General features: G+C 56.5%; 10 protein-coding genes. 4 read left to right on the top strand and 6 right to left on the bottom strand.

Annotated elements, in window-relative coordinates; genetic code table 11:
- From hemA to A0U42_RS04945, 6 genes are all read right to left on the bottom strand, one after another.
- Window positions 1-1,269 carry a glutamyl-tRNA reductase gene (gene hemA, locus A0U42_RS04920; RefSeq protein ID WP_065360096.1) on the bottom strand — a complete coding sequence of 423 codons (1,269 nt, stop codon included), beginning with the start codon at window positions 1,267-1,269 and terminating at the stop codon, window positions 1-3.
- A 2-nt stretch (window positions 1,270-1,271) separates the two neighbouring features.
- Complete coding sequence (hemB, locus tag A0U42_RS04925) at window positions 1,272-2,261, bottom strand: porphobilinogen synthase (protein ID WP_065360097.1); 990 nt, start codon at window positions 2,259-2,261, stop codon at window positions 1,272-1,274.
- Window positions 2,258-3,778, bottom strand: a complete 1,521-nt coding sequence (cobA, locus tag A0U42_RS04930; RefSeq protein WP_065360098.1) for a uroporphyrinogen-III C-methyltransferase — start codon at window positions 3,776-3,778, stop codon at window positions 2,258-2,260. Before cobA ends, hemB begins: the two co-directional genes overlap by 4 nt.
- A 12-nt stretch (window positions 3,779-3,790) precedes the next feature.
- Window positions 3,791-4,726, bottom strand: a complete 936-nt coding sequence (gene hemC, locus A0U42_RS04935) for a hydroxymethylbilane synthase (protein WP_065360099.1) — start codon at window positions 4,724-4,726, stop codon at window positions 3,791-3,793.
- On the bottom strand, window positions 4,716-5,363 hold the full coding sequence (locus A0U42_RS04940; RefSeq protein ID WP_065360100.1) for a bifunctional precorrin-2 dehydrogenase/sirohydrochlorin ferrochelatase: 648 nt from the start codon (window positions 5,361-5,363) through the stop codon (window positions 4,716-4,718). Before A0U42_RS04940 ends, hemC begins: the two co-directional genes overlap by 11 nt.
- A gap of 148 nt (window positions 5,364-5,511) precedes the next feature.
- Window positions 5,512-6,075: a flavodoxin family protein gene (locus A0U42_RS04945; protein ID WP_065360101.1), complete on the bottom strand. Its 564-nt coding sequence runs from the start codon at window positions 6,073-6,075 to the stop codon at window positions 5,512-5,514.
- Between the two features lie 283 nt (window positions 6,076-6,358).
- Between A0U42_RS04945 and A0U42_RS04950 the strand changes: the two genes are divergently transcribed.
- Genes A0U42_RS04950 through A0U42_RS04965 form a run of 4 tightly spaced genes read left to right on the top strand, consistent with a single transcriptional unit; the run spans window position 6,359 to window position 11,591 of the window.
- Window positions 6,359-7,921: a gluconokinase gene (locus A0U42_RS04950; protein WP_065360102.1), complete on the top strand. Its 1,563-nt coding sequence runs from the start codon at window positions 6,359-6,361 to the stop codon at window positions 7,919-7,921.
- Between the two features lie 29 nt (window positions 7,922-7,950).
- Entirely contained in the window at window positions 7,951-9,363 is a 1,413-nt protein-coding gene (gnd, locus tag A0U42_RS04955; protein WP_065360103.1) for a decarboxylating NADP(+)-dependent phosphogluconate dehydrogenase, read from the top strand.
- Between the two features lie 15 nt (window positions 9,364-9,378).
- The gene (locus A0U42_RS04960; RefSeq protein WP_044503944.1) at window positions 9,379-10,698 is read left to right on the top strand and encodes a gluconate:H+ symporter; all 1,320 of its coding nucleotides are present in this window, start codon (window positions 9,379-9,381) and stop codon (window positions 10,696-10,698) included.
- A 35-nt stretch (window positions 10,699-10,733) separates the two neighbouring features.
- Complete coding sequence (locus A0U42_RS04965; protein ID WP_065360104.1) at window positions 10,734-11,591, top strand: MurR/RpiR family transcriptional regulator; 858 nt, start codon at window positions 10,734-10,736, stop codon at window positions 11,589-11,591.
- The last annotated feature ends 125 nt before the right edge of the window (window positions 11,592-11,716 follow it).

The raw sequence follows: 11,716 nt of genomic DNA on the forward strand, positions 1-11,716 counted from the left end.
TTATTCTTTAATGTCTAACTTGAATACGTTTTGCAGTTCTCGGACGACCTGCGCTTCGTCAGGCGTATGGGCCGCTTCGACGGTGCGCTGCAAGGGCGCACGCAAGATTTTGCGGACTAAGATGTGCGATAAGTTTTCGACGACGCGAAATTGTTCGTCCGTCAGTTCCGGCAGTTTGCTGCGGGCCTTTTTGACGAAGTGGCGCCGCGTCTGTTCGGCCTGCTGAGAGAGGCTGACGACGACGGGCCGGACCGAAAGGTAGCGGTAGCGCTCGACCATGGCGGTGACGGCTTCGTCGACGATGACTTTGGCAGCGACGGCTTCTCGCTTCCGGGCTGCTTCATTGTCGTGGACGATGTCTTCTAAATCGTCGATATTGTATAAGGTGACGCCGTCGATGGAGGCGGCATCGGGAGAAATGTCGCGGGGGACGGCGATGTCGATGAGCAGGAGAGGCCGCCCCTTACGCCGTTCCTGGAAGCGGCGCAGGCGGGGGACGGTGACGACGTAATGGGGGGCCCCCGTCGAGGCGATGACGATGTCGACGTCGTCTACGATCGTTTCGGCTTCTTTGTAATGAACGGCCTGACCGCCGACGTCGCCGGCCAGTTCTTGGGCGCGTTCTAAGTGGCGGTTGACGATGTAGAGTTTATCGGCGCCTTTTCCGAGAAAGTTTTGGGCTGTCAGGCGGGCCATCTGGCCGGCGCCGTAGAGAAGAAGCCCTTTTCCTTTTAAGGAACCGAAGACCTTTTCCGCCATTTGGACGGCCGTATAACTGACCGATACGGCGTGGTAGGCGATGTGCGTGTCCGTTCGGATCCTTTTTCCGACGGCGATGGCCTGCTGAAAGAGCATATTTAAGATGGCCCCGGTAGCCCCGTGTTCATGGGCCATGACGTAGGCCTGTTTGACCTGGCTTAAGATTTGGCCTTCGCCGATGACGAGGGAGTCGAGACTGGCGGCGACGGTGAATAAATGGGCGATGCATTCCTTTCCCGTGTAGCGGTAGAAATAGGACGGGTTATAGGTCGGTCTTCCCGCCAAATCGAGGAAGAAGTCGCGCAGGGCCTGTTCGTTTTCCCGGATGTCATCGACGACGGCGTAGACTTCGGAGCGGTTGCATGTCGACAGGACGACGGCTTCGCGAAGGCCGCCGTAGTCGTCGAGGTGTTGAAGGCTGCTGCCGATGGCGTCCGGTGTCATGGCAAATTGTTCGCGAATGGCGACGGGGACCGTTTTATGGTTGAGTCCGACGATGACTAAATCCATGGCTAAACCTCGATGTCGCCGTTTTTCAGCCATCGGGCGACGTCGATGGCGTGGTAGGTGATGATGATGTCCGAACCGGCTCGCTTCATGCTGAGCAGGGATTCGGTGACGATGCGCTTTTCGTCAATCCAGCCTTTTTGGGCCGCCGCCTTGACCATGGCGTACTCGCCGCTGACGTTGTACGTGGCAATGGGCCGTTGGCAGCGTTCCCGGGCCTGGTGGACGATGTCGAGGTAGGCCAGGGCCGGTTTGACCATGATGATGTCGGCCCCTTCGTCGAGATCGAGGTCGATTTCTTTCATGGCTTCACGGCTGTTAGCCGGGTCCATCTGATAGCCCCGGCGGTCACCGAAATGAGGTGCCGAATCGGCAGCATCGCGGAAGGGGCCGTAATAGGCCGAGGCGTATTTAGCGGCGTAGGACATGATGCTGATGTCCGTGAAATCATGATCGTCGAGGGCCTTTCGGATGGAAGCGACGCGGCCGTCCATCATGTCTGACGGGGCGATGATGTCGGCACCGGCTTCTGCCTGGCTGAGGGCAACTTTATTGAGGAGTTCCAAGGTGGCGTCGTTATCGACTTCGTGGCCGCAAAGTTTGCCGCAGTGGCCGTGGCTCGTATACTGACAGAGGCAGACGTCGCCGACGATGACCATGTCGGGCACGGCCTTTTTGATAGCCTTCATAGCGCGCTGGACCGGGCTTTCCGGATCCCAGGCACTGGAACCGATGTCGTCTTTATAGGCCGGCAGGCCGAAGACTTCGATGGCTTTGATGCCGAGTTCCCGGATTTCTTCAGCTAAGGCGACGGCATTGTCGACGGACAGGTGGTAACAGTCGGGCATGCTGGGAATCTCTTCTTTGACCTTCGTTCCGGGGACGACGAAAATGGGGTAAATGAGGTCATTCAGGGACAGGTGGTTTTCTCGAATCATAGCCCGCATCGGTGCCGAACGGCGCAGACGGCGGGGGCGGAGGGTATTTACGTTCATCGTTTTTCTAATCTCCAATCTTTTATACAATCAGTCAGACCTCTTGTCGTATAGGTCGAGGCTGTAAGAATATGGGTGAGGCCCTGTTCGCGGCACGTTTGGGCCGTAATGGGGCCGATACAGGCGAAGGTAAGGTCGTCGAGGGCGGTCTTGGCGTCTTTAGTAAGTTCCAAAAAGTGGTGGACTGCCGACGAGCTGGTGACGGTGACGACGTTGATTTGCCCATCGGTCAAAAGTTTTTCCAGGCGTTCCTTATTTTCGACGGCGCCGACCGTTTGGTAGGCTTCACAGATATCGACGACAGCTCCTTTTCGGCGGAGCGTATCGGGCAGGAAGGAACGGGCTTCTTTGGCGCGGGGGATGAGGATTTTTTCGCCGCCTCTAAGGTGGGGCGACAGGGCCTCGAAGAGCCCTTCGGCACAGTAGGCCCGGGGGACGACGTCGGCTGTAAGACCGTGGGTGAGGAGAGCTTCTGCCGTGGCGCTGCCGATGGCGGCCAGTTTAGCCCGTCCTAAGGCGCGGCTGTCGAGATTTTTTTTCGACAGGCGGCGGAAAAAGGCGTCGACGCCGTTGGTGCTGGTGAAAATCAGCCAGTCGTAGTCTGAAATCTTGTCGATGGCGGTATCGAGGGCGGCGTAGTTGTCGCTCGGCCGTTCGATGCGGATCGTCGGGACTTCGATGCACGACGCGCCCAAGTCTTCCAGCTGCCGCGTGAGGGCCGGCGCCTGGGCATGGGTGCGGGTGACGGCGATGCGAAGGCCAAAGAGCGGTTTCGTGTCGAACCACTGCATGGCCGGCCTAAGGGAGACGACGTCGCCGACGACGAAGATGGCCGGCGCCTTGAAGCCTTGTTCAGCTGCCTTTTGGGCGATGTCGCCGACGGTGGAAACCAAGGTTTCCTGGATGGGCTTGGTGCCCCAGCGGACGAGTGCCGCCGGCGTGTCGGCCCTTCTTCCGTGGGCCATTAATTCTTTCGTAATCAAGGGCAGGTTGTGGACGCCCATGAGAAAGACTAAGGTGTCGACGGCCGTGGCCAACTTATCCCAGCGAATGGACGATTCTTTCTTCGTCGGATCTTCATGGCCGGTGACGACGGCAAAGGATGAGGCTGCCGTCCGGTCGGTGACGGGAATGCCGGCGTAGGCTGCCGCGCCGATGGCTGAGGTCACGCCGGGGATGATTTCAAAGGGGATGCCGGCGTCGTGAAGGGCCCGGCTTTCTTCGCCGCCGCGGCCGAAGACGAAGGGGTCGCCGCCTTTGAGGCGGACGACGACTTTTCCGGCACGGGCTTTTTCAAGGAGTAAGTCGATGATTTTCTCTTGGGAGAGGGTGTGGTCGGCAGCTTTTTTGCCGACGTATATTTTTTCTGCATCGGGCCGGGCGAAGTCGAGGAGCCGTTCATCCGCCAGGTAGTCGTAGATGACGACGTCGGCGAGACGGAGGACGTCACGGCCCTTTAAGGTCAAGAGGCGGTAGTCGCCGGGGCCGGCGCCGGTGAGATATACAATGCCGTTCATGGAAAACCTCCTTTACTCGGCAGGGGTGATGCCGAGGTCTGTCAAAATTTGGCGGCCCCCACAGTCGAGGAGGGTCTTAGCGGCCTCTTGGCCGAGGGCGGCCCCGGAAGTGAGCAGGCCGGTGGTCTGATGGCGGAAGGCACGGCTTCCGTCCGGGGCGGCGATGATACAAGAGAGGATCAGCTGATCGTTTTTGGCCCTGCCGTAGACGCCGACGGGAACCTGGCAGCTGCCGTTAATGGCGGCTAAAAAGGCCCGTTCGGCCGTCGCGGCCGCCGTCGTGCCCGGGTCGCAAAGAAAGGCTAAGGCCTGTTTCAGTTCCTCATCGTCGGTGCGGGTCTCGATGGCAAGCGCTCCCTGGCCGACAGCAGGAATCATGATGTCCGTCGGGAGAAGCTGGCTGATGCGGTTCGCAAGGCCCAGGCGATGGAGGCCGGCTTCGGCTAAGATGATGGCATCGTACTCGCCGTCATCCAGTTTTTTGAGCCGCGTATCGACGTTGCCCCTAAGGTCCCGAACCGTAAGGTCGGGACGGTAGGCGAGAAGCTGGGCCCTTCGGCGCAGGCTCGACGTGCCGACACAGGCACCCTGCGGCAGGGCGTCGAGGGCGGCATAGCGATTCGATACCAAGACGTCGTGGACGTAAGTACGGGCCGTGACGGCGGCTAAGCAGAGACCGTTCGGGAGGTCGGCAGGCAAATCTTTCAGGCTGTGGACGGCCAAGTCTATCGTACCGTCTAAGAGTCGTGATTCTAGTTCCGTCGTAAAGAGTCCCTTGCCGCCGATGCGGGCCAAGGGGACGTCGAGGATCTTGTCCCCTTTCGTAACGATATGCTCGAGGGTTACGGTCAGTTCTGAATCGTGACCTTCGAGGGCTTTTTTGATGTATTCGGCCTGCCATAAGGCCAGGGCACTTTTGCGGGTGCCGATGGTCAGGTTACGTTTCATGGCGGCTCCTTTCAAATTCGACAAGCTTTTGGAAGAGGCGGCGGCCGGCTTCGTCGATGGCGTTATTTTCGACGAGGTCCATGATATCGTCCGAAAGGGCCGTGTGCCAAAAAGCATGACGGTCTTTCGAGGACGGCAGGGCCTCTTTGGCTGCCATTCGGACGCGGGCCACTTCGTCGAGCCAGCGACTGTAGCGGTCATCGAACTGCTTTTCCAACCGTTGCCGCAGCCAGCGCGAGAAAGCCGGCCCCTTGCCGTTGGTGGAAATGGCAAGCTGTAAGTCACCTTGGCGGACGACGGCCGGCAGGGTGAAACTGCATAGTTCGGGGACGTCGCAGACGTTGATCGGTTTACCCGCTCCTTCTGCGGCACGAGAGGCAGCGCGGCTTACCTTTTCATCGTCAGTAGCGCAGATGATGAGAAAGAAGGGCTTTTCGTCGCCTGTCTCATAAGGACGGGCCTTCCAGGTGAGCCGATGGGAAGCGGCCCAGTCTTTTACGGTGTCCGTCGCCGTCGGGGCGATGATGGTGACATCAGCTCCTTCGTCGAGGAGGCGGGCCGCTTTTCGTTCGGCGACGGTACCGCCGCCGATGACCAGACAGGGCCGGTTTCGGAGATCTACATTTATAGGATACATAGGAAATCCTCACTTTTTTACAATATATTCCTTATTATACACAATTCTCCGAAAAAAAGCGTGGCAACGACAACACTTTTAGCAAGAGGGGAATATGAGAAAATCCGTACAGTGCGGGACTGTACGGATTTTTTGAATCTTCCGGCCATTAGCGGATGAAGTTGGTCATGATCTTGGCTTCTGTCTGAGGTGCGTCGATACCGGCTTTTTTCCCGGCTTCGATGCACTTCAAAATCCAGGCCATGTTGCGGCCTAAGGTGCGCATGATCTGAAGGCCTTCTTCGTCGCGTTTGACTTCGTCCGGCGTGTTGCCGTGGACCATGGGCCAGTAACTCGAAGCGACGCTGATCATCTGATGGTAGGCCAGGTATTTATTGAGGACGTCTAAGGTCGCCGTCGTGCCGGCCCGGCGGGCAGAGGCGACGGTGGCGCCGACTTTATGGACCAAGGCCGAACCTGCCATGCCGGCTAATTGGTCCATGAAGGACATGATTTCGCCTGTCGGCGAAGCCCAGTAGACGGGAGAACCGATAACCAGGCCGTCGGCGGCATTCAACTTTTCAGCAACGGCCGTGACGACGGCTTTATCAGGGACGGCGTGGATAATTTCCGTATCGATGCCGTTTTCACGGAGCGTATCGGCGACGACGGACAGGGCCGTATAGGTGCAGCCCTTTTCGCGGCGGCTGCCATTTAATAAGATAACCTTCATGGAAAATCCCTCCTAGATGGGTGACTGAATAGGCTCAGCCAACAAAACGATCATATATATCTATATATACCAAGATAACTATACCACAGGACGGGGAAAGGAGCAAGGCGGTCATCGTCAGGAAGGATGATTGCCTTTTTAGCATAGAAAAAGTCTTTCTTATGAAATAAAAATATCAAAATATAAAATTAAAAATGATATTTTTATTGCATTTAGAAAATGGGCGTGGTATCATAAGGGCATCGAAAAGACTAGCCATGATTCATGAAAGGAAGTATGACTTATGAATACAATTACGCCGATGGATTCCGCCAATCAGGAAGTTTGGATTGGCGTCGATGTCGGAACGACCGGTGTCCGTGCCATTGCTTATACGGAAGAGGGCATCAATGTCTGCTCATCCGAAGCCTTTTATCCGTTGTTGACACCTCGTCCCGATTGGGCCGAAGAAAGCCCGCTCCAGATTCTCGAAGCCGTCCAGGATGTCATCCGTAAGACGACAGGCCAGCTCCGCTATAAGAATAAGGAACTGGCTGGCATTGCCTTGAGTACGGCCATGCACAGCTTTGCCGCCCTCGACGAAAATTTTGAACCTCTCCATGATATGCAGACCTGGGCCGACAGCCGCAGTGCTGCCATCGTCCGGGACATGAAGAAGGACGAAGCCTTGTGCCGCTCCTTCTACGAACGGACAGGCTGCCCGATTCACGCCTGCTATCCCTTGGCCAAGATTATCTGGCTCCGTCAGAACCAGCCCGAATTGTTCCGCCAAATGCGTTTTGTCGGTTCCCTGAAAGATTACTTATACTATCATCTGACCGGTGAGTGGCTCGTCGATAAGTCGACAGCCAGCACGACGGGCATGTACAACGAACACACCCTTGAATGGGACGACGAAATCATCGCCTATGCCGGTATCACCAAAGACCAGCTTCCGCCCGTCGTCTCGACGACGTACAGCCATGGACTGAGTGAAAAGGCAGCCAAGAATCTTCGCCTTTCCGAAGGCCTTCCCGTCGTCATCGGCGCCACAGACGGCGTCTTGGTCAACGTCGGCATCGGTGCCGTCGAACCGGGACAGATCAGCGGTACCATCGGTACCAGTGGGGCTCTTCGCATGCTGACCCGTCAACCTAAGATCGATCCGCAGATGCGTACTTGGTGCTACAACCTGACCGACGACATGTGGGTCGCCGGCGGGGCCATCAACAACGGCGGCATGATCTTGCGCTGGGTCCGCGACAAGATTTGCCATTACGGCGGAAACGCCCTGGAAATGCTCGACATCGACCCGTACGACCTGATGACCATGAAGGCCGAACACGTCGACGCCGGTGCCGACGGCCTCATCTGCCTGCCTTGCTTTACGGGCGAACGGGCACCACACTGGAACTCGGAACTGCGGGGCATGTTCTTCGGCTTTTCCCTCAATCACAGTCGATCCCATATGATCCGTGCCGTCATGGAAGGCATTTGCTACAGCTTGAACAGCGTCATGGCCGCCCTGCGGGAATTCGGCGACGTCAAGGACATCCGGGTCAGCGGCAGCTTTACCAAATCGAAGCTCTGGCTTCAGATCATGTCAGATGTCTTCAATGAACCGATTACCTTGCCCGACAACAGTGAAGGCGCCGCCTTTGGTGCCGCCGTCCTGGGCTTCATTTCAAGCGGAAAGTTAAAGAGCATCGCCGATACGGCCGACTTGGTTCACGCTAAGAAAGTCTATACGCCCATTGAAGAAAACGCCGCCGTATACCGTGAGCTCTACGATATTTTTACTCGTCTCTACCAAAAATTACAAGGTGAATTTGCCGATATTGCGGCATACCAGCAGAAATCAAAATAATCATTTTCAGCAGAAAAGGGGATGTACTTATGATGCTTCATGATATTGGCGTCGTCGGCATGGCTGTTATGGGCAGTAACCTGGCCCTCAACATGGCCGACCACGGTTATGACGTCGCTGTATACAACTACACGCCGGACCTTACGGAAAAATTCCTGAAAGAACGGCCTCACGATAAGATCCACGGTTTTTTAGAACTCGATGAATTCTTGGCCTCCCTCAAACGGCCGCGCAAAATCATGCTCATGATCATGGCCGGAGCGCCTGTCGACAGCATGATCGACCAGCTCCTCTCGCGCCTCGATAAGGGAGATATCATCATCGACGGCGGCAACTCTTACTTTGGCGATACTCAGCGCCGCTGCGAACGCTGCCAAGAAGCGGGCATCCACTTCTACGGCATGGGCATTTCCGGCGGGGAAACGGGAGCTCGCCGCGGCCCGGCTATCATGCCCGGCGGCAATAAGGAAACGTACGCCGAAATCCAGCCCATTTATGAAGCCATTGCCGCCAAAGCCTCGGACGGCAAGCCTTGCTGCACCTATATCGGTTCCGACGGTGCCGGCCACTACGTCAAGATGGTCCACAACGGCATCGAATACGCCGATATGCAGCTCATTGCCGAAGCTTATTTGTTGCTGAAATACGTCGGCGGCTATGATAACGCGGCTATCTCCAAAATTTTCCACGACTGGAACCAAGGGGAACTCAAGAGCTTCCTCATCGGTATCGCCGCCGATATCTTTGCCGAAGACGACGAAGATGGCGGTCAGGTCCTCGACAAGATCGTCGACGCCGCCGGCCAGAAGGGGACCGGCCGCTGGACCAGTATCGAGTCCATGAAACAGGGCGTCGATATCTCCATGATTACGGCAGCCTGCAACGCCCGGGTCATGTCCAATGCACCGAGCCGCGTCAAAGCTCAGCAGGCCATTGTACGACCGGCCATTACGCCCGAGAGCGGGGACGATTTCATCGAAGCCGTCCGCCAGAGCCTGTACGCCGCTAAAATCGTCGCCTACGCCCAAGGCTTCTCCCTCTATAAGAGCGCTTCGGAAACGTATGACTGGCATCTTGATTACGGCGCCATCGCTTCCATTTTCCGGGCCGGCTGCATCATCCAGGCCGAATTTTTGACCAAGATTACCGAAGCCTACGGCAAGAATCCCGACCTCGACAACCTCTTGTTCGACGATTTCTTCCTCAAAAAAATCAATGACAACCAAGGAGCTCTGCGCCGCATCATCGGCCTCGCCGTCAGTCAGGGACTTCCCATTCCGGCTTTCTCGGCAGCACTCCAGTACGTCGATGCCTACAGCAGCCCCAAGGTTGGGGCTAACCTCATCCAGGCCCTGCGCGATTACTTCGGAGCTCATACCTTTAAGCGCGTCGATAAAGAAGGGACCTTCCATCATCAGTGGCACGAACACTATACGAAATAAAGGGGGTTTTTCATCATGCCACTCGTCATCCTTGCCATTGGCATTCTCATCTTATTTTTCCTCATTGTAAAAGTAAAACTCAATAGTTTTCTGGCCTTGCTCCTCGTCGCCGGCCTCGTCGGCCTTGCTGAAGGCATGCCCATCGATCAATTGATCCCGACCATTGAAAAGGGCCTGGGCGGTACCTTGGGCGGTCTGGCCATCGTCGTATCCTTCGGCGCCATGCTGGGTAAGCTCATGGCCGAAAGCGGCGGTGCCCAGCGCATCGCCACGACGCTGATCAACGTCTTCGGACGGGAAAAGGTCAAATGGGCCGTCTGCCTGACGGGCTTCATCGTCGGCATCGCCTTGTTTTATGAAATCGGCTTCGTCCTTCTCATTCCTTTAGTCTTTACTATCGCCGCCGAAGCGAAAATCCCTCTCCTCGAAGTCGGTATCCCCATGGCAGCGGCTCTGTCGGTCACCCACGGCTTCTTGCCGCCTCATCCCGGCCCGACGGCCATTGCCATCATCTATAATGCCGATATCGGCACGACCTTATTGTATGGCGCTGCCATTGCCATTCCGACGGCCATCGTCGCCGGCCCCTTGTACTGCAACTTGACCAAGGATATCAATCCGGAAATCCCCAAGGGTATGTACAATCCGAAAATCTTTAAGGACGAAGAAATGCCAAGCTTCGGCATCTCCGTCTTTACGGCCTTGGTTCCGGTCATCCTCATGGCCGCATCGGCTATCTCCAAGTTGACCATGGATGCTGATTTGCCCCTGCGTCACGTCCTGACCTTCTTCGGCCAGCCCGATATTGCCCTGACCATTTCGGTGGCCATCGCTATCTATACCTTCGGTATCGGCCGCGGAAAATCGATGGAAGACGTCATGAAGACCGTACAGGATGCGGTCCTTGCCATTGCCATGATTTTACTCATCGTCGGCGGCGGCGGTGCCTTGAAACAGGTCCTCATCGACAGCGGCCTCGGTCTTTATATCGGGGAACTTGTCGCTAACTCCGACCTCTCGCCGCTCTTCCTGGCTTGGCTGGTCGCAGCCGTCATCCGCACGGCCTGCGGTTCGGCCACCGTCGCAGCCCTCACGGCCGGCGGGATTGCCGCTCCCATTGCGGTCGCTACCGGTGCCAACCCGGAATTGATGGTCCTGGCAACCGGTGCCGGGTCGCTCATCTTCAGCCCGCCCAATGACCCCGGTTTCTGGCTGTTCAAAGAATTTTTCGGCCTGACCATCAAAGAAACGGTCCGCACGTGGTGCGCCCTGGAAACAATCATCGCCGTCATGGGCCTCATCGGCGTCCTTGTCTTAAATGTATTTGTAGGGTAAAATAAGAAAGTAAATAATGAGTAGGAGAGAATCTTATGGAAGAAGATAACATCCAGCGATTTCCCGTCCTGCGCAGTGTATACGGCGGTCTGACCAAGTCAGAGCGCCGTATTGCCGATTATATTGCCAATCACGCCGGCGTCGTCATGGAACAGACCGTAGCCGACTTGGCGGCGCAGACGGAAAGTTCAGAAATTACGATTTCACGGTTTTGTAAGAAATTAGGCTGCAGCGGCCTGAAAGAATTGAAAGTAATGCTGGCTGCAGGGCTGTCGACAGCGCCGAAAAAAGATTTTCACGATATTGTGTCCGGCGACGGCGGCCGCGACGTAGCCTCCAAAATCTTTGCCAATATATCTGAAGGACTTCAGGATACGCTGAGTCTCCTCGATTATGAGGCCCTCGATAGGGCGGCGGCTATGGTTTTGGCGGCCAACAGAGTCTATGTCTTTGGCTTCGGCAATTCGGCCACGGTCTGTGCCGATATGGAGACCCGGTTTTTGCGCCTGGGCTTGGCCATCCGGGCCGAATCCGATTCCCATATGCAGGTTACCGAAGCAGCCCTGATGACGGCCGACGACGTCGTCATTGCCGTCTCTCACAGCGGGGCTACAAAGGAACTCCTCCAGTCCGTTCGGGCAGCCAAGAAGGCCGGTGCCGGCATCATCGTCATTACCAGCCACGGCCGGTCGCTCCTGGCAGAAGAAGCCGATATCTGCCTCTGCGGCATGGGCCGCGAAGTCCAGTACACGTCGGAAGCCGGGGCCTCGCGCTTGATCCACATGGCCATTGGCGACGTCCTCTACACGCGGATTGCCATGCAGGAAAGAAGCGTATTCCGGGGCAATATGGAAAAGATGCGAAAAGAAATCGGCAAGAAGCGGCAGTATTGATCTTTGGTATTACGCATGGAAAAGCAGCCTGCTGTTCATGATCGGCAGCCAGACTGCTTTTTTTCGCCAAGGAAAGGATTATGAAGGGAATCTCCCGTTAGGAGTCCATAAAAAAAAGAGCCATG

Source organism: Megasphaera sp. DISK 18 (assembly GCF_001682955.1).
GTDB lineage: Bacteria > Bacillota > Negativicutes > Veillonellales > Megasphaeraceae > Megasphaera > Megasphaera massiliensis.

Coding starts and splice junctions, on each gene's coding strand:
- hemA (WP_065360096.1), bottom strand. CDS start 1,269: ATGGATTTAGTCATCGTCGGACTCAACCATAAAACGGTCCCCGTCGCC.
- hemB (WP_065360097.1), bottom strand. CDS start 2,261: ATGAACGTAAATACCCTCCGCCCCCGCCGTCTGCGCCGTTCGGCACCG.
- cobA (WP_065360098.1), bottom strand. CDS start 3,778: ATGAACGGCATTGTATATCTCACCGGCGCCGGCCCCGGCGACTACCGC.
- hemC (WP_065360099.1), bottom strand. CDS start 4,726: ATGAAACGTAACCTGACCATCGGCACCCGCAAAAGTGCCCTGGCCTTA.
- A0U42_RS04940 (WP_065360100.1), bottom strand. CDS start 5,363: ATGTATCCTATAAATGTAGATCTCCGAAACCGGCCCTGTCTGGTCATC.
- A0U42_RS04945 (WP_065360101.1), bottom strand. CDS start 6,075: ATGAAGGTTATCTTATTAAATGGCAGCCGCCGCGAAAAGGGCTGCACC.
- A0U42_RS04950 (WP_065360102.1), top strand. CDS start 6,359: ATGAATACAATTACGCCGATGGATTCCGCCAATCAGGAAGTTTGGATT.
- gnd (WP_065360103.1), top strand. CDS start 7,951: ATGATGCTTCATGATATTGGCGTCGTCGGCATGGCTGTTATGGGCAGT.
- A0U42_RS04960 (WP_044503944.1), top strand. CDS start 9,379: ATGCCACTCGTCATCCTTGCCATTGGCATTCTCATCTTATTTTTCCTC.
- A0U42_RS04965 (WP_065360104.1), top strand. CDS start 10,734: ATGGAAGAAGATAACATCCAGCGATTTCCCGTCCTGCGCAGTGTATAC.